Origin of the sequence: Acidovorax sp. MR-S7, assembly GCF_000400995.2 — a bacterium.
GTDB lineage: Bacteria > Pseudomonadota > Gammaproteobacteria > Burkholderiales > Burkholderiaceae_C > MR-S7.
Genome location: NZ_DF238950.1, coordinates 12100 through 34702 on the forward strand (window position 1 = coordinate 12100; position 22603 = coordinate 34702).

At 70.1% G+C, this 22603-nt stretch carries 22 protein-coding genes; 19 read left to right on the forward strand and 3 right to left on the reverse strand.

Going from position 1 to position 22603, the window contains the following annotated elements:
- The first annotated feature begins 108 nt into the window (after positions 1–108).
- The 10 genes from nirB (at position 109) to AVS7_RS16275 (ending at position 13039) form a co-directional block, all read left to right on the forward strand.
- The gene (nirB, locus tag AVS7_RS16230; RefSeq protein WP_020230650.1) at positions 109–2562 is read left to right on the forward strand and encodes a nitrite reductase large subunit NirB; all 2454 of its coding nucleotides are present in this window, start codon (positions 109–111) and stop codon (positions 2560–2562) included.
- A gap of 64 nt (positions 2563–2626) precedes the next feature.
- Complete coding sequence (nirD, locus tag AVS7_RS16235) at positions 2627–2950, forward strand: nitrite reductase small subunit NirD (protein ID WP_020230651.1); 324 nt, start codon at positions 2627–2629, stop codon at positions 2948–2950.
- The gene (locus AVS7_RS16240; RefSeq protein ID WP_020230652.1) at positions 2947–4188 is read left to right on the forward strand and encodes a nitrate- and nitrite sensing domain-containing protein; all 1242 of its coding nucleotides are present in this window, start codon (positions 2947–2949) and stop codon (positions 4186–4188) included. The genes nirD and AVS7_RS16240 overlap by 4 nt, the downstream gene beginning before the upstream one ends.
- Positions 4189–4409: 221 nt before the next feature.
- Positions 4410–5219 (forward strand): formate/nitrite transporter family protein, encoded by an 810-nt coding sequence (locus AVS7_RS16245; RefSeq protein ID WP_020230654.1) that lies wholly within the window; start codon positions 4410–4412, stop codon positions 5217–5219.
- Entirely contained in the window at positions 5216–6940 is a 1725-nt protein-coding gene (locus tag AVS7_RS16250) for a bifunctional protein-serine/threonine kinase/phosphatase (protein ID WP_020230655.1), read from the forward strand. Before AVS7_RS16245 ends, AVS7_RS16250 begins: the two co-directional genes overlap by 4 nt.
- Before the next feature lie 30 nt (positions 6941–6970).
- Complete coding sequence (gene mnmH, locus AVS7_RS16255) at positions 6971–8053, forward strand: tRNA 2-selenouridine(34) synthase MnmH (protein WP_020230656.1); 1083 nt, start codon at positions 6971–6973, stop codon at positions 8051–8053.
- 46 nt (positions 8054–8099) lie between these two features.
- Positions 8100–8666 carry a restriction endonuclease gene (locus AVS7_RS16260; protein WP_020230657.1) on the forward strand — a complete coding sequence of 189 codons (567 nt, stop codon included), beginning with the start codon at positions 8100–8102 and terminating at the stop codon, positions 8664–8666.
- A 4-nt stretch (positions 8667–8670) separates the two neighbouring features.
- On the forward strand, positions 8671–9885 hold the full coding sequence (locus tag AVS7_RS16265; RefSeq protein WP_020230658.1) for a patatin-like phospholipase family protein: 1215 nt from the start codon (positions 8671–8673) through the stop codon (positions 9883–9885).
- 48 nt (positions 9886–9933) lie between these two features.
- Positions 9934–11994 (forward strand): methionine--tRNA ligase, encoded by a 2061-nt coding sequence (metG, locus tag AVS7_RS16270; RefSeq protein ID WP_020230659.1) that lies wholly within the window; start codon positions 9934–9936, stop codon positions 11992–11994.
- A gap of 82 nt (positions 11995–12076) precedes the next feature.
- Positions 12077–13039, forward strand: a complete 963-nt coding sequence (locus AVS7_RS16275) for a hypothetical protein (RefSeq protein ID WP_020230660.1) — start codon at positions 12077–12079, stop codon at positions 13037–13039.
- An 89-nt stretch (positions 13040–13128) separates the two neighbouring features.
- On the opposite strand, the gene AVS7_RS16280 is transcribed toward AVS7_RS16275, so the two are convergent.
- Together AVS7_RS16280 and AVS7_RS16285 are read right to left on the reverse strand one after the other, a co-directional pair.
- The gene (locus AVS7_RS16280; RefSeq protein WP_020230661.1) at positions 13129–13911 is read right to left on the reverse strand and encodes an AraC family transcriptional regulator; all 783 of its coding nucleotides are present in this window, start codon (positions 13909–13911) and stop codon (positions 13129–13131) included.
- Entirely contained in the window at positions 13911–14519 is a 609-nt protein-coding gene (locus AVS7_RS16285) for a LysE family translocator (protein ID WP_034691852.1), read from the reverse strand. Before AVS7_RS16285 ends, AVS7_RS16280 begins: the two co-directional genes overlap by 1 nt.
- A 318-nt stretch (positions 14520–14837) precedes the next feature.
- On the opposite strand from AVS7_RS16285, the gene AVS7_RS16290 reads away from it, so the two are divergent.
- The 7 genes from AVS7_RS16290 (at position 14838) to AVS7_RS16320 (ending at position 20006) form a co-directional block, all read left to right on the forward strand.
- Positions 14838–15338, forward strand: a complete 501-nt coding sequence (locus AVS7_RS16290; RefSeq protein WP_020230663.1) for a DUF2325 domain-containing protein — start codon at positions 14838–14840, stop codon at positions 15336–15338.
- Positions 15339–15352: 14 nt separating this feature from the next.
- Positions 15353–15979 (forward strand): superoxide dismutase, encoded by a 627-nt coding sequence (locus AVS7_RS16295; RefSeq protein ID WP_020230664.1) that lies wholly within the window; start codon positions 15353–15355, stop codon positions 15977–15979.
- Positions 15980–15990: 11 nt separating this feature from the next.
- Entirely contained in the window at positions 15991–16869 is an 879-nt protein-coding gene (locus AVS7_RS16300) for a ZIP family metal transporter (RefSeq protein ID WP_020230665.1), read from the forward strand.
- Between the two features lie 52 nt (positions 16870–16921).
- Positions 16922–17422, forward strand: a complete 501-nt coding sequence (locus tag AVS7_RS16305; protein WP_020230666.1) for a MarR family winged helix-turn-helix transcriptional regulator — start codon at positions 16922–16924, stop codon at positions 17420–17422.
- 17 nt (positions 17423–17439) lie between these two features.
- Positions 17440–18087 (forward strand): GDSL-type esterase/lipase family protein, encoded by a 648-nt coding sequence (locus AVS7_RS16310; RefSeq protein WP_020230667.1) that lies wholly within the window; start codon positions 17440–17442, stop codon positions 18085–18087.
- Between the two features lie 96 nt (positions 18088–18183).
- Complete coding sequence (locus AVS7_RS16315; protein WP_020230668.1) at positions 18184–19383, forward strand: MFS transporter; 1200 nt, start codon at positions 18184–18186, stop codon at positions 19381–19383.
- Positions 19380–20006, forward strand: a complete 627-nt coding sequence (locus AVS7_RS16320) for a hypothetical protein (RefSeq protein WP_020230669.1) — start codon at positions 19380–19382, stop codon at positions 20004–20006. The genes AVS7_RS16315 and AVS7_RS16320 overlap by 4 nt, the downstream gene beginning before the upstream one ends.
- Before the next feature lie 25 nt (positions 20007–20031).
- Here the strand turns inward: AVS7_RS16320 and AVS7_RS16325 are convergent, their stop codons facing one another.
- Positions 20032–20511, reverse strand: a complete 480-nt coding sequence (locus tag AVS7_RS16325; protein WP_020230670.1) for a VOC family protein — start codon at positions 20509–20511, stop codon at positions 20032–20034.
- Positions 20512–20708: 197 nt separating this feature from the next.
- Here AVS7_RS16325 and AVS7_RS16330 point away from each other — a divergent pair, with 197 nt between their 5' ends.
- Together AVS7_RS16330 and AVS7_RS16335 are read left to right on the forward strand one after the other, a co-directional pair.
- Positions 20709–21569, forward strand: coding sequence for an NAD(P)-binding domain-containing protein (locus AVS7_RS16330; RefSeq protein ID WP_034691755.1), 861 nt, complete (start codon positions 20709–20711; stop codon positions 21567–21569).
- A 49-nt stretch (positions 21570–21618) separates the two neighbouring features.
- Positions 21619–22602, forward strand: coding sequence for a tripartite tricarboxylate transporter substrate binding protein (locus tag AVS7_RS16335; RefSeq protein ID WP_024001707.1), 984 nt, complete (start codon positions 21619–21621; stop codon positions 22600–22602).
- The last annotated feature ends 1 nt before the right edge of the window (position 22603 follow it).

Consider the following 22603-nt stretch of genomic DNA (forward strand, 5'->3'; position numbering starts at 1 on the left):
TCTTCAATCCGCTAACGGCGGCGGAACCCCGGGCAGGCCCTGCGCCTGCCGTGTTTCCAATCCGGCGCGTGCTCCTTGGCGGCGTGCGTACAGCAGCAGGTGAGCGTGATGAAGATCGTTGTGATCGGCCACGGCATGGTGGGCCACAAGTTTCTCGAAGAACTCCACGGCCAGGGGCTGGCCCAGGCCGAGGTGACGGTGCTGTGCGAGGAGCCCCGCCCCGCCTACGACCGGGTGCACCTCTCCGAATACTTCGCGGGCAAGTCGGCGGACGACCTTTCGCTGGTGGAGCCCGGCTTCTTTGAAAAAACCGGCTTCACACTGCGCCTGGCCGCGCGCGCCGTGGCCGTGGAGCGGCGCCGCAACACCGTGACCACCGCCAGCGGCGAGGTGCTGCCCTACGACAAGCTGGTGCTGGCCACGGGCTCCGCCCCCTTCGTGCCGCCGGTGCCGGGGCGCGAGCGGCCGTACTGCTTTACCTACCGCACCATCGAAGACCTGGAGGCCATGATGGCGGCCGGTGCCAAGTCGAAAAGCGGCGTGGTGGTGGGCGGCGGCCTCTTGGGCCTGGAATGCGCCAAGGCGCTGCGCGACATGGGGCTGGAGACGCACGCGGTGGAGTTCGCCCCGCGCCTGATGGCCGTGCAGGTGGACGAGGGCGGCGGGCGCGTGCTGCGCGCCAGGATCGAGGAGCTGGGCGTGCACGTGCACACCAGCCGCAGCACGGTGGAGATCACCGACGGCGCCACCGCCCGCCACCGCATGGTGTTCGCCGACGGCACCTGGCTGGAGACGGACATGATCGTCTTCTCCGCCGGCATCCGCCCGCGCGACGACCTGATCCGCCAATGCGCGCTGGCCGTGGGCCCGCGCGGCGGCGCGGCCATCGACGGCCACTGCCGCACCAGCGACCGCAACGTGTACGCGATTGGCGAATGCGCGTCGTGGAACGAGCAGCTCTACGGCCTGGTCGCGCCCGGCTACGAGATGGCGCGCGTGGCGGCGCGGCACATCGCGGGTGATGCACAGGCCGCGTTCGCGGGCGCCGACATGAGCACCAAGCTCAAGCTGATGGGCGTGGACGTGGCGAGCATCGGCGACGCCCAGGGCAAGACGCCCGGCTGCCGCAACTACCAGTACGTGGACGAGCGCAAGCAGGTCTACAAGAAGATCGTGGTGAGCGCGGACGGCACGAAGCTGCTGGGCGCCGTGCTGGTGGGCAATGCCGACGAGTACGGCACGCTCTTGCAGATGGCGCTGAACGGCATCGCGCTGCCCGAAGACCCGGAATTCCTCATCCTGCCCAGCAGCGACGGCAAGGCCCGGCCCGGCCTGGGCGCGGACGCATTGCCCGACAGCGCGCAGATCTGCTCGTGCAACGGCGTGAGCAAGGGCGCGATCCGCGCCGCCGTGGGCGAAGGAGCCTGCACCATTGCGGAGATCAAGGCCTGCACCAAGGCCGGCGCCACCTGCGGCGGCTGCGTGCCGCTGGTCACGCAGGTGATGAAGGCCGAGATGGCCCAGCGCGGCATGGCGGTGAACAACCACCTGTGCGAGCACTTCGCGCATTCGCGCCAGGAGATCTACCACCTGGTGCGCGTGGGGCAGATCAAGACCTTCGACGAGTTGCTCGCCAGGCACGGCCAGGGCCTGGGCTGCGACGTGTGCAAGCCCGTGGCCGCGAGCGTGCTGGCATCGGTGTGGAACGAGTTCGTGCTGCAGCCGCAGCTCGCCAAGCTGCAGGACAGCAACGACTACTTCCTGGGCAACATCCAGAAGGACGGCACCTATTCCGTCGTACCGCGCATGCCCGGCGGCGAGGTCACGCCCGACGGGCTGATCGCCGTGGGCCGCATCGCCAAGAAATACGGCCTGTACACCAAGATCACCGGCGGCGCGCGCGTGGACATGTTCGGCGCGCGGCTGGAGCAGTTGCCGCCGATCTGGGAAGAGCTGATCGCCGCCGGCTTCGAAAGCGGCCACGCCTACGGCAAGAGCCTGCGCACGGTGAAGAGCTGCGTGGGCAGCACCTGGTGCCGCTACGGCGTGCAGGACTCCGTGGGCCTGGGCGTGGAGCTGGAGAACCGCTACAAGGGCCTGCGCGCGCCGCACAAGATCAAGTTCGGCGTATCAGGATGCACGCGCGAATGCGCCGAGGCGCAGGGCAAGGACGTGGGCATCATCGCCACCGAGCGCGGCTGGAACCTCTACGTGTGCGGCAACGGCGGCATGAAGCCGCGCCACGCCGAGCTGCTGGCGAGCGATTTGACGAAGGAGCGGCTGGTGCAGCTCATCGACCGCTTCCTGATGTTCTACGTGCGCACCGCCGACCGGCTGCAGCGCACCAGCACGTGGCGTGAATCGCTCGAAGGCGGGCTCGATTACCTGAAAGACGTGGTGGTGGACGACAGCCTGGGCCTGGCCTTTGAACTGGAGGCGCAGATGCAGCACGTGGTGGACACCTACCAGTGCGAATGGAAGACCGCCGTGACCACGCCCGCCGTGCGCCAGCGCTTCAAGACCTTCGTGAACGGCGACGCGCCCGGCACGGCAATTGCATAAACCACCGCCAGCGCCCATCCGTCGAGCGCAAGCAGCTATCGAAACAAGAGCAAAGGAGATCACCATGACCTGGACCCCCGTCTGCACCATCCACGCCATCCTGCCCGACACGGGCGTGTGCGCCCTCGTGGAGGGGCGGCACGTGGCCGTGTTCCGCATCGGCCTGCGGCAGCTCTACGCGATCGACAACGTGGACCCCACCTGCGGCGCCAGCGTGCTCTCGCGCGGGCTGGTGGGCAGCATGAGCGGGCGCACCGTGGTCGCCTCGCCGCTCTACAAGAACCACTTCGACCTGGCCACCGGCGAATGCCTGGAGGCGCCCGAGCACTCGGTGCGCACCCACCCGGTGCGCATGGAGGGCGAGCAGGTGCTCGTCGCCTGCGGATGAGCACGGCTCCCGCCACGCGGCTGGTGCTGCGCGCCAAGCGCCTGGAGATGCAGGCCGCGCGCCGCCTGGCCGCGCGCATCGCGCTGGTGGACGCGCTGCGCGAATGCATCCACGCGCTGCAGCACGAGCGCGGCGCGAGCAGCGTGTACCTCGCCTCGGGCGGCGCGCGCTTCGCCGATGAGCGCAGCGCCGCCATCGACGCTGGCGCCCCCGCGCTGGCAGGCCTGCATGCGCTGCTGGCAGCGCAGGGTGAGGAAAGTCCTGATGAAGCCGATGCCGACGTGGACGCCGCCATGCTCGGCCTCATGGCCAGTGTGCTGCTGGGCCTGGAGACCCTGCCCGCGCAGCGCGCCGCCATCGAGGCGCGGCAGACCCGCGCGCAGGACGCCATCGCCGCTTTCACCCAGCGCATCGCGGGCATGGTGCGGCTGCTCTCGCACGTGGCCGACGCCAGCCTGCTGCCCGGCGTTCCCAGCGTCTCGCGCCCGCTGGTGGCGCTGCTGCACGTCGTGCAGGCCAAGGAGGCTGCGGGGCAGGAGCGCGCGGCGGGTGCGCACCTGTTCGCATCGGGCCAGTGCGATGCGGCGGAGCAGGAGCGCATCGCCCACCTGATCGACGCGCAGGAGCAGAGCCTGCGCGTGTTCGCCGGCTTTGCCGATGCCGCGCTGCGCGCCGAATGGGAGAGCCTGCAGCTCGGCCCCGGCATGGTGCGGCTGGAACGCCAGCGCCGCGTACTTTGCGCCGCACGCCCCGGCGCAGCGCTGGATGCGGACACCAGCGGCGAATGGTTCGCCGCCGCCAGCGAGCGTATCGGTGCATTGGGGACCATGGAAGCCGCGCTGGTACGCCACCTGCGCATGGAATGCGCACGCTACGCCAGCCAGGCGCAGCAGGAATTGGAGGATTCCGAAGGGCTGCTGCGCCGCCTGCGCGAGCAGCCGCCCACGGCCGAGCCCCTCGCCGGCGAAGCCGCCGCGCTGCGCGAGCTGCTGCACGCCCAATCCGAGCGCCTGGCGCGCACCGAAGTGGAGCTGCAGGCCGCACGCCGCGCACTGTCGGAGCGCAAGGTGATCGAGCGCGCCAAGGGCATGCTGATGGCGCGCCTGGGCCTGACCGAGGAAGCCGCCTTCCGTGCGCTACAGAAAGCCTCGATGGACCAGAACCGCCGCCTGCTCGACGTGGCCGAGGCCACCCTGGCGCTGCCCGACCTGGCCTTCGCGCGGGTCAAGGAAATTTGAACGCTTTCGGCCTCCAGCGCTTGCCCAACAAGCGCAAGCAGCTCCTTTTTCAGGAGCAAATCCAGCAAGAGCCCTGGCACGGAACCTGCATTCACTGACGGCAACGAGGCTGAAGACGGCCCCGTTTCCGGGATGAAGGCGTCCCTTCGCATCCCTGCATGGCAGGGCGGTGCGAAGGACGCCTTTTTGCTTTTCAGATGCTTCTCTCAAGGAGAGTTCTCATGGCCTACGTCGCCCCCGCCGAATTCGTCACCAGGATGGTCGATGCCGGTGAATCCAAGCTGCTCATGTCCACCCGCGACACGCTGATCCGCGCCTACATGGCCGGCGCCATCCTGGCGCTGGCGGCGGCCTTCGCGGTCACCGTCACCGTCAACACCGGCAACCCACTGCTGGGCGCCCTCCTGTTCCCGGTGGGCTTCATCCTGCTGTACCTCATGGGGTTCGACCTGCTCACGGGCGTGTTCACGCTGGCGCCGCTGGCCGTCATCGACAAGCGCCCCGGCGCCACCTGGAGCAGCGTGCTGCGCAACTGGGGGCTGGTGTTCGTGGGCAACTTCGCGGGCGCGATCACCGTGGCGGTGTTCATGGCGATCATCTTCACCTTCGGCTTCTCGGAGGCGCCCAACGCCGTCGGGCAGAAACTGGGCCACATCGGCGAAGGCCGCACGCTGGGCTACTCGGCGCATGGCGCGGCGGGCATGCTCACGCTGTTCGTGCGCGCGGTGATGTGCAACTGGATGGTCTCCACCGGCGTCGTCGCGGCCATGATGTCCACCAGCGTCTCGGGCAAGGCCATCGGCATGTGGATGCCCATCATGGTGTTCTTCTACATGGGCTTCGAGCACTCCATCGTGAACATGTTCCTGTTCCCCACGGGACTGATGCTGGGGGGCAACTTCACGATCATGGATTACCTGATCTGGAACGAGATCCCCACCGTGCTCGGCAACCTCGTCGGCGGCCTCACGTTCGTCGGCGCCACCCTTTATTCGACGCACTACAAGACAGCACCCAAGCGCACGGCATGAAGGTCACGCTCGGCCAGCACTCGCTGGGCAAACAGGGCGGCGTGAACCAGGACTTCCACGGCGCCATGCTGCCCACGGGCCACCTGCGCGCGGCGCGCGGCATCGCGCTGGCGGTGGCCGACGGCATAGGCTCCAGCCGCGTGAGCCAGGTGGCCAGCAGCGCGGCGGTGCGCGGCTTCCTGGAGGACTACTACGCCACGCCCGACGCCTGGCCCGTACGCCGCGCCGCGCAGCAGGTGCTGGCCGCCACCAACGCCTGGCTGCACGCGCAGAACCAGCGCGGCCCGGCGCGCTTCGACAAGGACAGCGGCTACGTCTGCGCCTTCAGCGCGCTCATCCTGCACGGGCATGACCTGCACCTGCTGCACGTGGGCGACGCGCGCATCTGCCGCGTGCACCCGCAGGCGCTGGAGCCGCTGACCGAGGACCACCGCCTGCACGTGGGCGCGGGCCAGTCGTACCTGGCGCGCGCGCTGGGCCTGCACGCGCACATCGAGATCGACACGCGCTGCTGGCTCGCCGAGGTGGGCGACCTCTACCTGCTCGCCACCGACGGCGCGCACGGCCACATCGACGCCGCCGCCGTGCACGCCGCGCTGCACCGGCATGGCGACGACCTGAACGCCGCCGCCCGCGCCTTGTGCGAACACGCCCGCGCGCACGGTAGCGAGGACGACGCCACCGTGCAACTGCTGCGCATCGACACGCTGCCCGCAGCAACGGGCCTGAACACCCTGCTGCCGCGCGACGGCCTGCGCCTGCCGCCGCCGCTCGCGCCGCGCATGGCCTTCGAGGGCTACACCATCGTGCGCGCGCTGTACGTCGGCCCGCGCAGCCACGTGCACCTGGCCGTGGACGACGTCACTGGCGAGCCCGTGGCCCTCAAGACCCCCGCCGCCAGCGCGCACGAAGATGCGGCCTTCCTCGACCGTTTCCTGCTCGACGAATGGGTCGCCAGCCGCATCGACAGCCCCCACGTGGTGCGCGCCCGCGCCCCGCAGCGCCCGCGCAGCCACCTGTTCGCTGCGCTCGAATACGTGCCCGGGCAGACCCTGGCGCAGTGGATGGTGGATCACCCCCGCCCCGCGCTGGAGGAAGTGCGCGCCATCGTCGAACAGGTCGCGCGCGGCCTGCAGGCCCTGCACCGGCGCGAGGTGCTGCACCAGGATCTGCGCCCGGCCAACGTGGTGATCGACGCGCAGGGCACGGCGTGCATCATCGACCTGGCCTCGGCCCACGTGCCCGGCCTGCACGCGGCGAGCGACGGGCCGCCCACCACCATCGAGGGCACGCTGCAGTACACCGCGCCCGAATACCTCACCGGCCAGGGCGGCGACGCCCGCTCCGACCTGTTTGCGCTGGCCGCCATCGCCTACGAGATGCTCACCGGCCAACTCCCCTACGGCCTGCAGGCCGCGCGCCTGCGCCCCGGTGCCGATGCGCGCCGCCTGCGCTACGTGCCGCTGACCCACCACCGCCCCGACCTGCCCGCCTGGCTGGACGCCGTGCTGCGCAAGGCCCTGCACCCGCAGCCCGCACGGCGCCAGCAGGCGGCGGCCGAATTCGCCCACGACCTGCGCGCGCCCGGCCCGGACTTCCACCGCCGCCGCGCGCCGCCGCTGGCCGAGCGCGACCCGGTGGCGTTCTGGCAGACGGTGGCGACGCTGCTGGGGCTGGCTGCCGTCGCTCTTCTAGGGATACTGGCGCGGATGCTTCTATAGTCGCGGCAGCCTCCACTGCCGCGCCTTTCCGTGTCCCGCCACCAGCCCACCCGCCCCGCCGACCGCCACGCCTTCGACGCCATCATCGACGCGCGCTCGCCCGCCGAGTTCGCCGAGGACCACATCCCCGGCGCGATCAACTGCCCCGTGCTGGACGACGAGGAGCGCGCCATCGTCGGCACCCTCTACCACCAGCAGGGCGCGTTCGAGGCCCGGCGCGTGGGCGGTGCGATGGTGGCGGCCAACCTTGCGCGGCACCTGCGCGGGCCGCTGGCCGACAAGCCGCAGAACTGGCGCCCGCTGGTCTACTGCTGGCGCGGCGGCATGCGCAGCGGCTCGATGGTGCAGTGGATGCGCCTGGTCGGCTGGGACGCGCAGCAGCTCGCGGGCGGCTACAAGGCCTTCCGCCGCCACATGATCGCCACCATCGAGGCCTTGGCGCCCCGGCTTCAGCTCCGCGTGCTCGTGGGTGCCACGGGCAGCGCCAAGACGCGCGTGCTGCAGCAGCTCGCCCTGCAGGGCGCGCAGGTGCTGGACCTGGAGCACTGCGCGCGGCACAAGGGCTCGCTGCTGGGCGCGCTGCCCGGCGTGCCCCAGCCCTCGCAGAAGAACTTCGAGACGCAGATCGCCACCGTGCTGGAGGGGCTGGACCTCGCCCGCCCGCTCTACGTGGAGGGCGAAAGCGCGCGCATCGGCCGCCTGTCCGTGCCCGTGCCGCTGGTGGAGCGCCTGCGCGCCGCACCCTGCATCGAGATCGAGGCCCCCGCGCCCGAGCGCCTGGCCTACCTGCTGCGCGACTACGCCTACCTGGGCGACGACCCGCAAGCCCTGGCCCAGCGCCTGGCCGCGCTCACCGAGCTGCACGGCAAGGAGACGGTGCAGCGCTGGCAGGGCTGGGCGCGCACGCACGAGCTGGCCCCGCTCTTCGGCGAGCTGATGGAGCGGCACTACGACCCGCACTACGGCCGCTCGCAGGCGCGCAACTTCGCGCAATGGGAGCAGCGCCAGCGCCTGGCCGCGCCGGACCTCTCGCCCGACGGCCTGGACCGCCTGGCGCGGGCGGTGCTGGATTTAGAATCAGATCGACCTGCAGCGCTTACCCCACAAGCGTAAACAGCTCCTGATTGAATAGCAAGCAAGGAACCCCGTGAAACTCAAAATGGCCCCGAACTCGGGCTTCGCCATCCTGCTGCGCTCGCCCTGGTGGGTCAGCTTCGCCATCGCCGCCGCCATCGCGGCCGCCTGCTTCGCGCTCATGCCGGCGGACCTGGCGCCCTTCGCCGCCATGGGCGCCGTGCCCATCGCGGTGATCGGCTGCATCGCCGCCTGGCGCCAGTGGCGCGCGCCCAGCGCGGCGCGCGTGCAGGGCATGCTGGAGGCGGCCGCGGCCATGCCCTGGCGCGAATTCGCGGCCCTGCTGGAGCGCGCCTGGCGCGCCGAGGGCTATGCAGTGCAGGGCTTGAACGGCCAGCATGCCGACCTGCGCCTGGACAAGGACGGGCAGTTCACCCTGGTGGCCGCGCGCCGCTGGAAGGCCGCTACCCACGGCGTGGAGCCACTGCGCGCGCTGCAGGCCGAGGTGGAGCGCCAGGGCGCGCGCACGGGCGTCTATGTGGCCCTGCAAGGCACGGTGAGCGAGAGCGCGCGCGCCTTCGCCAAAGACAACGCCCTGGTGCTGCTCGAAGGCGCCACGCTGGCCGCGCTGCTGTTGAAAGCCCAGGGCTGACGCGATGCTCTCCCAGCCCGTCACCGGCCTGGTGCTCACAGGCGGCGGCGCACGCGCCGCCTACCAGGTGGGCGTGCTGGAGGCCATCGCCGCGCTGCGCGTGGCCTGCGGGGCCGAGCGCGCGCCGTGGCCGTTCCCGGTGCTCACGGGCACCTCGGCGGGCGCCATCAACGCCGCAGCGCTGGCCTGCGGCGCCGACGACTTCCAGCGCGCGGTGCGCCGCATCTCGCGCGTGTGGCGCAACTTCCATGCGGGGCAGGTCTACCGGGCCGATTCGCTGTCGGTCATGCGCACCGGCGCCCGCTGGCTCACGCTGCTGTCCGTGGGCTGGGCGCTGGCGCGCTGGCGCCGCATGCACCCGCATTCGCTGCTGGACAACACGCCGCTGCACCACCTGCTCGCGCGCATGGTGCCGCTGGCGCGCGTGCCGGGGCTGATCCAGCGCGGCCACCTGCGCGCGCTGGCGGTGACGGCGTCCAGCTACAGCTCGGGCGAGCACGTGACCTTCTTCGAGGCAGCCGACGCGCTGGCGTCCTGGGCGCGCTCGCAGCGCAAGTCCACGCGCGAGCGCATCACGCATGCGCACCTGCTGGCCTCGTCGGCCATCCCGTTCGTGTTCCCTGCGACGCGGCTGCCCATCGACGGGCACACCGAGTTCTTCGGCGACGGCTCCATGCGCCAGACCGCGCCCATCGCGCCGGCCATCCACCTGGGCGCCGAGCGCATCCTGGTGGTGGGCGCGGGCCGCATGTACGAGCCGCCGCGCCCGCGCCCAGCGGGCGATGTGCCGCCCTACCCGGCGCTGGCGCAGATCGCGGGACATGCGCTGTCCACCATCTTCCTGGACGCGCTGTCGGTGGACATCGAGCGCGCCCAGCGCATCAACCAGACCCTGGCGCTGATCCCGCCCGAGGTGCGTGGCAGAAGCCCGCTGCGCCTGCTGGAGCTGCTGGTCATCGCCCCCTCGCAGGGCCTGGACGAGGTGGCCGCCCGCCACGTGAACGACCTGCCCGGGCCCGTTCGCACCATGCTCGGCGCTTTGGGCGTGCGCGCCAACGCGGCCAACGAGGGCGGCGCGGCCCTGGCGAGCTACCTGCTGTTCGAGCGCGGCTACACGCGCGAGCTGATGGCCCTGGGCCGCGCCGACACGCTGGCGCGGCGCAGCGAGGTCTGCGCCTTCTTCGGCTGGCACGACAGCGGCCGGCCGGTCGCGTCCTAAAATCGCGGGTTACGCCTCGCCAGCAGAGGCGCATGGAAAGCCGCCCCGATGACCGCACGCAAACTCTTCGTCACCACCGCCCTGCCCTACGCCAACGGCAACTTCCACATCGGCCACATCATGGAATACATCCAGGCCGACACCTGGGTGCGCGCGCAGCGCATGCAGGGCAACGCGGTGAACTTCGTGGGCGCGGACGACGCGCACGGCGCGCCCATCATGATCGCCGCCGAGAAGGCCGGCAAGACGCCCCAGCAGTTCGTGGCCGACATCGCCGCCGGGCGCAAGCAGTACCTGGACGGCTTCCACATCGCCTTCGACAACTGGAGCAACACCGACAGCCCCGAGAACCACGAGCTGTCCCGGCAGATCTACCTCGACCTGAAGAAGGCCGGCTTCATCGAGACGCGCACCATCGAGCAGTTCTTCGACCCCGAGAAGAACATGTTCCTGCCCGACCGCTTCATCAAGGGCGAGTGCCCGCGCTGCCACGCCAAGGACCAGTACGGCGACAACTGCGAGGTGTGCAGCTCCGTCTACGCGCCCACCGACCTCATCGCCCCCTACTCGGCGCTCTCGGGCGCCAGGCCGGTGCTCAAGACCTCGGAGCACTTCTTCTTCAAGCTCTCCGACCCGCGTGCCGTGGAATTCCTGACCGAATGGACACAGGACGGCCAGCACGTGCAGCCCGAGGTGGCCGCCAAGATCAAGGAATGGTTCGGCACCCGCACCAACCCCGACGGCAGCACCAGCACCGGCCTGGACGACTGGGACATCAGCCGCGACGCGCCCTACTTCGGCATCGAGATCCCCGATGCGCCAGGCAAGTATTTCTACGTGTGGCTCGACGCGCCCGTGGGCTACCTCGCCTCGCTCAAGAACCTTTTGAATCAGCGCGGCGAGGACTACGACGCCTACATGGCCGACCCGCAGTTGGAGCAGTACCACTTCATCGGCAAGGACATCATCACCTTCCACACGCTGTTCTGGCCCGCCATGCTGAAGTTCAGCGGCCGCAAGACGCCGACGAAGATCTGCGTGCACGGCTTCCTCACCGTGAACAACGGCGAGAAGATGAGCAAGAGCCGGGGCACGGGCCTGGACCCGCTCAAGTACCTGGCGCTGAACATGAACCCCGAGTGGCTGCGTTATTACCTGGGCGCCAAGCTCAACGGCAGGAACGAGGACATCGACTTCACCGCCGAGGACTTCATGCTGCGCGTGAACTCCGACCTGATCGGCAAGTACGTGAACATCGCCTCGCGCGCGGCGGGCTTCATCGCCAAGCGCTTCGGAGGCAAGCTGGGCCCAGTGTCCGCGGACGGCCAGGAACTGCTGGCCGCGCTGCGCGGCAGCCAAGGCGCCATCGTCGCCGCCTACGAGGCCCGCGACACCGCCCGCGCCGCACGCGAGACCATGCTGCTGTGCGACCGCGTGAACGCCTATGTCGATGCCAACAAGCCCTGGGAACTGGCCAAACAGGAAGGCATGGAGGCGCGCCTGCACGACGTGTGCACCACCTGCATCGAGGCCTTCCGCATCCTGACCATCTACCTCAGGCCCATCCTGCCCCACGTGGCCGCCGAGGTGGCGAACTTCCTCATCGTGCCGCCCGAGGGCTTCGACGACGTGGCCAGGCCCCTGGGCGCGGGCCACCAGATCGGCGAGTACAAGCACCTGATGCAGCGCGTCACGCCCGAGCAGCTCGACGCGCTGTTCGAGCCCCCCGCCGTGGAAAAGCCCCTGCCCGGCGGCGAGGCCATCGCCGAAGCCATCACCATCGACGACTTCGCCAAGGTCGATCTGCGCATCGCGAAGATCGTGAAGTGCGAAGCCGTGGAGGGCTCGACCAAGCTGCTGCGCCTGACGCTCGACGCGGGCGAGGGGCAGACGCGCACCGTGTTCTCCGGCATCGCCAGCATGTACCAGCCCGCGCAGCTCGAAGGCAAGCTCACCGTGCTGGTGGCGAACCTCGCGCCGCGCAAGATGAAGTTCGGCATCTCCGAGGGCATGGTGCTCGCCGCCAGCCATGCGGACGAGAAGGCGCACCCCGGCATCTACGTGCTGGAGCCGTTCCCCGGCGCGCAGCCGGGCATGCGCATTCATTGAAGTGACACGCCCCCTGGCCAGCTTTAAGCGCTGTGGGTAGCGCGCAGCGCCATGGAGAACTGAGCAGAAAGAAAGCACGGGCATGCCCATCTACCGCTGCAACAAATGCGGCTTCGTCAGTGAAGACGCACAGACACCCGTCAGCGCCCAAGCCGCGTGCGGACGCTGCGGCACGCCGAGCACCGTCTATGGCACCGTGTTCTTCGTGGAAGAACTGGTCAAGCGGCTGGCGGCAGCAACGCGCGAACTCAACGCCCTCAAGCAGGCAGCGGCCAGCGCACCGCCGCCTGCCGAACAGCCGCCCGCGTCCCCCGGCCACCTCGCCAGCGGCGGGCAGCACGCGGCGCTCCAGCAGTGGTTCGCCGCGCAGCACATCGAGGCGCAGATCGACCCCGCCAACGTCGATACCAGCGGTTTCTTCGACGACGCGGCGCTGCGGCTGGGAGACAACCACGCGCTGTTCAGCGAGTTGATCAACCGCCTGCGCTACGCCTACCGCAAGAGCCATGGCTGGGTGAACCTGGAACTGGCGCGCCTGCCGCAGAAGGACGCCCAGACCATCAACCAGCTCTGCCGCAACCTGTACGAACACACCTTCTTCGCGCGTTACCACTACCAGAAGCCCGAGAAGATCGTGCGCCTGACGCTGCAGACAGCGCCGGCCATCCGCCAGTTCTTCGACGGCGGCTGGCTGGAGTGGTACGCGCTGGCCTGCCTGCTGGAACACGTGCGCGACCGTGGCGCCGGTTTCTCGTGCGCGCGCGGCGTCAAGGTGGTGTTTCCGAACGAAGATCTGCACGAACTGGACGTGGTCTGCCTGCCCGAAGGGCAGCCGCCCATCTGCATCGAATGCAAGAGCGGCGAATTCCGCCGCGACATCGACAAATACCTGCGCCTGCGCAAGCGCCTGGACATCGACCGCAGCCGCTTCCTGATCCTGTCCACCGACCTGACACAGGAACAGGCAGCAGGTCTGAGCGCCATGTACGACCTGAGCTTCGTGAGCCTGCAAACGCTCAGGGACCATTTGCAGCGGCTGCTGTGAAGCGGGTTCACAGCCTCACCAGGAAATCTCAAAAAATCCGAATCTAGCCCTTACCAGGCAAGCGCTGCCAGCTGTCTTTTCAGGAGGGTTTACCGCACCGGCAGCGACTGCGCATAGCGCCCCGGCGTCAGCGCATGGTGCGCCTTGAAAGCGCGCTGCAGGTGGGCCTGGTCGGCAAAGCCCATGGCGTGCGCCGCGTCGGCCAGCGCCGCGCCCTGCGCCAGCAGGCGGCGTGCGCCGTTCAGGCGCAGGTTCAGCCGGTAGACGCCCGGCGTCACTCCCGTCGCGGCCTTGAAGCAGCGGATGAAGCGCGGCGCGCTCATGCCGCAGGCCTGGGCCAGCGCCTGCACGCTGGGGGCTGATTGCGGCTGCGCGTGCAGACAGTGCAGCGCGCCAGCCACCGCATCGGCATGCGGCGTGCGCTCCAGGGGCTGGGCGGGCGCGCCGTGGCGCCGCACCAGCCGCAGCAGGCCGTCGGCGAAGCCGGCCAGCGTGGCGCCGTGCAGCGGCCGGCACAGCGCATCGACGGCCTGCACCGTGGGCGCGTCTTGCAGCAGGCGCACGGAAAAGCGCAGCGCCGCCACGTCCAGCTGCGCATGCAGCCAGTCGGCCTGCACGAACAGCATGCGGTACGACCACGGCGCGCCGTCGCCCGGATTGCAGGCATGCCAGACGCCCGGCTCGATCAGCACCACGCAGCCCGCCGCCACGCGCTCGGGCCCGCCCGCATGATGGAAGATGGCCGTGCCCGCATCGACGATGCCGATGGAGTATTCCGCGTGCATGTGCAGGCGGAAGCAGTGGGGAGAGGCGCGGCTTTCGCGCAGTTCCGCCCACGGCGCATGCGGGTGGCGGTGGAAGGTGGTGGTCATCACGCCAGCATAGCGGCCACGCTGGCCACCAGCAGCAGCGCCAGCCCCCTGTGGAACAGCCGCTGGCGCGCATCCGTGCCCAGCCAGCGCGCCAGCGCCCGCCCCGCCACGGCCCAACAGCCCACGCCCAGCAGGCATGCCGCCAGCGATACGGCGCAGAACCATGCCAGCGCGCTGCCCTGGGCCGCGCCGTAGGGCAGCACGAACAACCCCACGCCCGACAGCGCCACCAGCCACGCCTTGGGGTTGAGCGCCTGCACCGCTGCGCCTTGCGCGAACGCGCGCCAGGGCCGTGCGGCGGCGTGCGCCCGCGCCTCCACCGCCCCCACGGGTGCGCCCGCGATGCGCCACGCCAGCCACAGCAGATAGGCCGCGCACAGCCACTGCGCCACTGGCGCCAGCCCTGGCACGAGCGCCGCCGCCAGCCGCGCACCCAGCCCCATGCCCCCCACCAGGGCCGTGTAGCTGGCGCTTGCGCCCAGCACGAACAGCAGCGCCACGCGTCGCCGCGCCTGGCTGCCGTGGCGCAGCGCCAGCACGTTGACGGGGCCGGGGGTGATAGCGCCCACGAGGGCGAAGCCGGCCATGGCCAGCAGGGAAGAAATCAGGGATGTCATGGCGGCCGCAGTCTGGCGCGCGGCGCGCGGGCTGTATTGAACGCAATTGCACGCCGCGCACCCCGGCAGCCGGATTAGCCCTTTTTTTTGAAAGTTATCAAGAATCATTCGTATTTCGTCTTATGATTCGCCCAGGCTGCAACGCCCGCCGTTGCAGCAAGGCTCTCATCGTGGGGTAGTCAACGGGTCGCTCAACCCGGCCTGTTGACCGCTTTTTGCCAGCCACCGGTTCGCCATCTAGCCAGGCACTTTTTTCCACGAGCACGAGAGTTTCTTTCGCAAGCCCGCCTGACAGGGAGCCGCTGCGCCGTGCCATACCTTGAAGAAGACATCGACCACCTGGTGCCGGAACATGGCGTGCTGTTGCGCCAGTACGGCGCGCTGCAGCGGCGCTGCTCGGAGCAGGCCGGCGCCCAAGCCCGGGAGATCGCCCGGCTGCAGCAGCAGCTCATGCGCCTGCGCGCGCAGGCCGTCGTGCTGTGCAGCGCCCTGGCCTGGGAGCGCGAAGACCACCAGCGGCTGCGTGCCGCCGTTGCCGACTGGCCCGAGCTGGACCTGGACCTGGCCCCGAACCTGCCGCCCCCGCCCGCGGATGCCGACACCGAGCGGCTCGAACACAGCCTGCGCTGCGCCGACCTGGTGATCTGCCAGACCGGCTGCGCGAGCCACGGCCACTTCTGGCGCGTGGAAGACCACTGCAAGCGCACCGGCAAGGCCTGCGTGCTGGTGGAACAGCCCGGCGCGCTGCGCATCGTGCGCCTCCATCCCGACGGCGAGGCCGAGCGCCTCGCCCCCCTTCCCTCTCCCTGACGGACCACACCGCCATGCCCTACACGCTGCCCCCGCTCGCCTATGCCTACGACGCGCTGGAACCCCACATCGACGCCCGGACGATGGAGATCCACCACACCAAGCACCACCAGGCCTACGTCAACAACCTGAACGCAGCACTCGAAGGCACGCCCTACGCCGACCTGCCGCTCGACGAGCTGGTCGCGCAGGTCGACACCCTGCCCGAGAAGCTGCGCGCGCCCGTGCGCAACAACGGCGGCGGGCATGCCAACCACAGCCTGTTCTGGCGCGTCATGTCGCCCCAGGGCGGCGGCGCGCCGCGCGGCGACCTGGCCCGCGCCATCGACACCGACCTGGGCGGCTTCGACGCCTTCAAGGCCGCGTTCACCCAGGCGGCGCTCTCGCGCTTCGGCAGCGGCTGGGCCTGGCTCACAGTGAACCCGCAGTGCAAGCTGGCCGTGGAAAGCAGCGCCAACCAGGACAGCCCTCTGATGCGCGGCATCGCCTCGGGCCACACGCCCATCCTGGGGCTGGACGTGTGGGAACACGCCTACTACCTGCAGTACCAGAACCGACGCCCGGAATACATCGCGGCGTTCTACAACGTCATCGACTGGGCCGAAGTGGCCCGGCGCTACGCAGCCGCACAACCCCGCTAATGCCGCAACCCATGCGCCCGCTTCGCCTGCAAACCTTGGCCGGCCTGGCCCTGTGCGCCGCCGGCCTGCCCTCCCTGTGCGCCCTGGCCTGGCAGGGGCTGGGGCAGCAGCCCGCGCTGCAGGGCGCGCTGCTCGGCGGCCTGGTCGCCGCGCTGGCCACGGCCCTCGGCACGCTGCCCGTGCTGCTCGCGCAGCGGCCCTCGGAGCGCGTGCAGGACACGCTGTTCGGCTTCGGCGCGGGCGTGATGCTGGCCGCCAGCGCGTTCTCGCTCATCCTGCCGGGGCTGGACGCTGCACGCGGCGCCGCCCTGTTCGGCGGCAGCAACTGGGCCGCGGGCGGCGTGGTGGGCTGCGCCATCCTCATGGGCGCGCTGGTGCTGCTGGCCATGGACCACCTGCTGCCGCACGAGCACTTCATCAAAGGACGCGAGGGCGCCGAGGCCAAGCAGCTGCGCCGCACCTGGCTGTTCGTCTTCGCCATCACGCTGCACAACCTGCCCGAGGGGCTGGCCATCGGCGTCGGCTACGCGGGCAACGAGGGCATGCGCGCCCATGCGCTGGCGATCGGCATCGCCATCCAGGACGTGCCCGAGGGCTTCGTCGTCGCCGCGGCGCTGGTCGCGGCGGGCTATACGCGCGGCCTGGCCATCGCGCTCGGCATCGCCTCGGGCCTGGTCGAGCCGCTGGGCGCGGTGGCCGGCGCCGCCGCCGTCGGCCATTCGGCACTGCTGCTGCCCTGGGGACTGGGCTTCGCCGCCGGGGCCATGCTGTTCGTCATCAGCCACGAGATCATTCCCGAATCGCACCGCAAGGGCCACGAATCGTTCGCCACGGCGGGGCTGATGGTGGGGTTCGTGCTCATGATGGTGCTGGACACGGCCCTGGCATGAGGCGCCATGCGCCTTGCTTGACAACAAATATGCAGCTAACTACATTTCAGCCATGTTTGAACTGCAAGACCTGCCCAGCTACGACACCCTGGCCGCCTTCGGCGCCGCCTACGGCAACCCCGACGTGGACGGCCTGCACGCCTGGCTGGCCTGGGCCTCGGCCACGGGCGAGATGCTGTCGGCCTTCGACGCCAACCTGGCGAAGAACGGCGGCCTGTCGCAGTCGCAGTTCTTCGTGCTGCTGCTGCTCAAGCGCAACCCCGCCGGACTGAGCGTGGGCGCGCTGGCGCAGGGCGTGGCCGTCACCTCGCAGACCATGACGCGCACCCTCGACCGCATGGAAGGCGCGGGCCTGTGCCGGCGCGAGGCCGACCCGCAGGACCGCCGCGCTTGGCTGATCCACCTGACGCCCGCGGGCGACGCGCTGCTGGCCCAGGCGCTGCCCGCGCACTACGCCTGGGTAGCGAACCTGATGCAGCACTTCAGCGCCGAGGAACGCGCGCTGCTGCAGCGCCTCACGGGCAAGCTGCGCGAAGCCGGCCTGTCCCGCTAACTCCATCACCGCGACGCATGAATCTCCATTCCCTGCCCCGCCGCCGCCTGCTGGCCCTGCTGCCCGCCACCGCCCTGCTCGCCGCCTGCGGCAAGCGCGCGCCCAAGGCACGGCCCATCGCCACGGGCAGCACCGTGCTGGCGCTCGGCGATTCGCTGACCTCGGGCGTCGGCGCCGATGCCGCCACCGCGTACCCCGCCGTGCTGCAGGCGCTGACGGGCTGGCAGGTGGTGAACGGCGGCGTCTCCGGAGACACCACGGCCCAGGCGATGGCACGGCTGCCCTCGCTGCTGGAGGAGCACCGGCCCCAACTCCTCATCGTGGGCATCGGCGGCAACGACTTCCTGCGCCAGATGAGCGCCTCCGTCGCCAAAGACAACATCCGCACGATCTGCCGCGCCGCCACCGCTACGGGCGCGCAGGTGATGCTGGTGGCCGTGCCGCAGTTCTCTTTGCTGGCGGCCAGCACCGGGCGGCTCACCGACCACCCGCTCTATGCGGAGCTGGCCGGCGAACTCCAACTGCCGCTGTACGAGGGCGGCTGGGCCGAGGTGCTGGGCAACGCCAGCCTGCGCTCCGACCAGGTGCATGCCAACGCCCAGGGCTACCGCCAGTTCGCCGAAGGGCTGGCCAAGCGGCTGCGCCAGGCGGGATTGCTGGCGTAACTCCTGAAACCATAGCTGCCAGCGCTTGATGGGTAAGCGCTGCAGGCCATTTTCATCTATTTTTTACCCATTTATGTAGTTAACTACATAAAAGCAATGAACACATCTACGGACTCCCACATTCCTTCCACACCGCTGCGCGCCCTGCTGGCCCTGTGCGCGCTGGCCGTGGTGTCGCAGTTGTATTGGCCGCTGCCCGTGCTGCCGCAGGTGGCGCGCGCCCACGGCCTCGCGCCCGGCGCGGCCGGGATGGTGGTGAGCGTCTTCGGCATGGCCTATGCCGCGGGCTTTCTGCTGTTCGGCCCGCTGTCCGACCGGCTCGGCCGCCGCGCCGTCATGGCCTGGGGGCTGGCCGCGCTGGCGCCCCTGACCGCCGCGCTGGCCTGCGCGCCGTCCAGCGCGCTGCTGCTGGCCGGGCGCGCGCTGCAGGGGCTGGCCGCCGCCGCGTTCGCGCCCGCCGCCATCGCCTACCTGTCCGAACGCGGCACGCCGCGCCAGCGCACCTGGGGCGTGGCGTGGATCAGCACGGCCTTCCTGTCCGCCGGGCTGCTGGGACAGATGTACGGCGGCGCCGTGGCAGGCCGCTGGGGCCTGGGCGCGGCCATGCTGCCACTGGCCGCCGTGTACGCCATCACCGCCTGCGCACTGCTGCGCACGCCCGCCGATGCGCGCGCCGCCGCCCGCGCACTGCCGTCCCTGCGCGCGTCCATTCAAGCCATGGGCACGCTGCTGGCCGACGCGCGCCTGCGCCGCGCCTATGGCCCGGCGCTGCTGCTCCTGCTCTGCTTCGTGGCCTTCTACCTGCTGCTGGACATGCACGCCGGCGCCGCCCTGCGCGCGCAGGGCATCACGCCGCTGGCGGCGCGCGCCGTGGCCCTGCCCGCCTTCCTGGCCCCGCTGGCCGTGGCTGCCGCCATGGCGCGCATCGGCGCGGCGCGTTTGGCCGCGCTGGGGCTGGGCACGGCCGCCGCCGGGCTGCTGCTGGCCGCCTGGTCGGGCACCACCCATCTGCCGGGGCTGCTGGCCGCCAGCGTGGTGTTCGTGCTGGGCGTGGGCACCAGCGTGCCCAGCCTCATCGCCCGCGTGGCGGGCCTGGCCGCCACGCCGGTGCGCGGGCTGGCCGTGGCGCTCTACACCTTCGTGCTGTTCGTGGGCGCCAGCCTCGGCCCCTGGCTGGCGCAGGCCACGGCGCACTGGCCGCAGGCCGCGGCGCTGGGTCTGCTGGCCGCGCTGCTGGGCGCGGCGGCGCTGTACGCGGCCACACCTATTTCATCAGCCCCTGGAGACCACCCATGAAAGCCCTTCACTCCATCGCCGCCGCACTGGCCTTCGCCACGGCATCGTTCTCATCCACCGCCCAGGAGTCCCTTCCCATGACCCGTTCCCTCATCCCCGCCAGCCACCACGCCGTCTCCCACCGCGTCGTGCAGGTGGACGGCACGCCCGCCATCCTCACCCGCCACGAGCGCCGCGACGGCCGCAATGCCGGGCTGGAGGGCGAGCACTTCAGCACCGTGGCGATGGCGGACGGCGTGCTCAAGGGCTTCGCCCACATCTCGCTCGACCTGGCAGGAAAGCCCCTGCCCTCGCGCGAGCGCACCGAGGCCATCGCGCGTGCCTTCCTGCAAACCCACGCGAGCGATCTGCTGCCATGCATGGAGATTCATTGGATCGAGCCGCATGACGAACCCATCCGCGTGCAGCGCGAGAGCCGCACCGAGACCGTGACCCTGACCGGCATGAAGATGAAGGCGCGCAACCTGGCCGACGGGCGCTGGTTCTGGGTCATCGTCGGCAGCGACGAAAAGCCGATGGTGTTCGAGCGCGACATCGTCTGGATCACCTTCCCCGGCCACCGCAAGACGGAGAAGTGGCTGCACGATGGCTGGCTCAGGGCCCAGGAGCGCCGCGCGGCCTGAGCCCGGCTATCGCATCACCGCCAGCTCAGCCGCGCCGTGCCGCCTCGATGGCCGCGATGTCGATCTTGCCCATCTCCATCATGGCCGCGAAAGCGCGCTGCGCCGCCGCCGGGTCGGGATCGGCGATCGCGTCGGTCAGCGCGCGCGGCGTGATCTGCCACGACACGCCCCAGCGGTCCTTGCACCAGCCGCATGCGCTTTCCTGGCCGCCGTTGCCGACGATCGCGTTCCACAGGCGGTCCGTCTCGGCCTGGTCGTCGGTCGCCACCTGGAACGAGAACGCCTCGTTGTGCCGGAACGCCGCGCCACCGTTCAGACCGAGGCATGGGATGCCCATCACCGTGAATTCCACGGTCAGCACGTCGCCCTGCTTGCCTGCCGGGTAATCGCCCGGCGCCTTGTGCACGGCATGTACCGCGCTGTCGGGAAAGGTCTGTGCATAGAACTGCGCGGCATCCAGGGCGGTGCCGTCGTACCAGAGGCAGATGGTGTTCTTGGGGGCCATGGCCGTGCTCCTGTTGTTCAAGGTAGGAAGACGCAAGACTGCCCGACTTCCCTGGCCGCGCGCCCCTTGGGGGCTTTCTGGCCCACGCGAGGGGCCAGCGTGTACCGAGCCAGAAACGCATCTTCAAACAAAAGGGGTTTACCCCGATAAATTGTTTAAATATTGTATTTATGATGCACCCACAGATGGGGTAATTCATGAAAGTAGCGTTGATTGGCTTGGGCGAGGTTGGCCGGTGCTTTGCGCAGGCGCTGCATGCCCAGGGCATGGAGCTGATCCTGGTGGAGAGAGAGATTTCCGAGGCTGCGGCCGCATTGGCGCAGCGGATGGGTATTGCGCCCCACGCCGCAGTCGGCCCGTGGCTGCGCGAGGCGCATGCGGTTCTTGTCTGCTCCACGGGCCTTGAATCAAGAACAATATCAATACAATGCTCGCAAATCCTCCAGGCGGGCGCGCTCATCGCGGATTTCACGACCGCCGATCCGGCCCACAAACGCGAGGCGGCAGCGGCCGCCCACGAACGCCTCATCCAATATGCCGACGTGGCCATCATGGGCGGCATCTCGCTGACCCATGCGCGCACGCCGCTGCTGGTGTCCGGCGACGGCGCGGACCGGCTGGCCGCCTTGCTGGCGCCCCTGCAGGGCGCGGTGCGTGTCGTGCAGGGAGAGGCGGGCGACGCGATCGCCCTGAAGCTGCTGCGCAGCGTGTTCACCAAGGGGCTCGAGGCGCTCGGCGTCGAAGTGCTGGTGGCCGCGCAGAGGCAAGGGGTGAGGGAGCAGTTGTACGAGGTGCTTGCCGACATCGACAGCACGCCGCTGCGCGACTTCGTCGACATGGTCGTGCGCACGCACGTCGTGCATGCGGCGCGGCGCGCCCACGAGGTCGAGCAGGCGGCGCAGCAGCTCGCGCTGCTGGGCTTGCCCTCGCGCGTGCTGCCGGGGGTGCGCGAGCGTTTCGCCGCCACGGCCGCCCAACGGGAACGCCGCCCGCTGCCGCAGGAGCAGCCCACCCTCGAGCAGGCGCTGGACTGGCTGGACACCCCCGCCGCCCCTTGAGCGAGGGCGCCCCGGCTCACCCCCATCAACACATACCAAGGAGACATCGATGCGCGCATTTCCCCTCCCTCGCAGATTGATTCATCTGGCCGTGGCCCTGGGCATGGGCCTGAGTGCATTCGCCGGCATGGCGGCGCCCTACCCGGAGCGCCCCATCAAGCTGGTCGTCCCGTATCCGCCGGGCGGCGGGACCGACAAGCTCGCCCGCATGGTCTCGAAGCAGGTGGCCGATGCCAACGGCTGGAACATCGTGGTGGAGAACCGGGCGGGCGCCGAGGGCAACATCGGGCTCGATGCGGTGGCCAAGGCGCCCGCGGACGGCTACACCCTGCTCTTCGGCCAGCTCGACAACCTGTCGCTCAACGCGGCGCTGTTCGACAAGCTGCCTTTCGATCCCTTCAAGGATTTCCGCGCCATCGCCCTGCTGGCGGAGTCGCCCGCGGTGTTCGTCGTCGCCAAGGATTCCCGCTTCAAGAGCTTCCGCGACGCGGTGGAAGCCGCCCGCAAGGAGCCGAAGACGCTCAGCTTCGCGTTCCCCAGCACCAGCACGCGCATGCTGGTGGAGCTGGCGCAGAAGGCCGGCGGCGTGCAGTTCCTGACCGTGCCGTACAAGGGGGCGGCCCAGGCCCTGCCCGATCTGATGGGCGGCCACATCCAGCTCTACGTGGGCAGCACGCAGACGCTGGAAAGCCATGTGAAGTCCGGCTCGGTGCGCGCGGTGGCGGTGACGTCCAGGCAGCGCGTGGGCGCGCTGCCCGACGTGCCGACGGTGAACGAGGCGGGGCTGGCGTCGTTCGACGCCGTCAACATCTGGTGGGGCGTGGCGGCGCCCGCGGCCACGCCCGACGCCGTGGTGCAGTTGTTGAACGCCGCGTTCAACAAGGCCCTCGACGACCCGTCCGTGCGCGGAAAGATCGAGGCGGACGGCGGCATCGTCCTCGGCGGCACGCCGGAGCGGATGACCCAGGCCCAGAAACGCGACTACGACAAGCTGCTCCCGATCATCCGGGAGATCGGCATGAAGGTGAATTGAG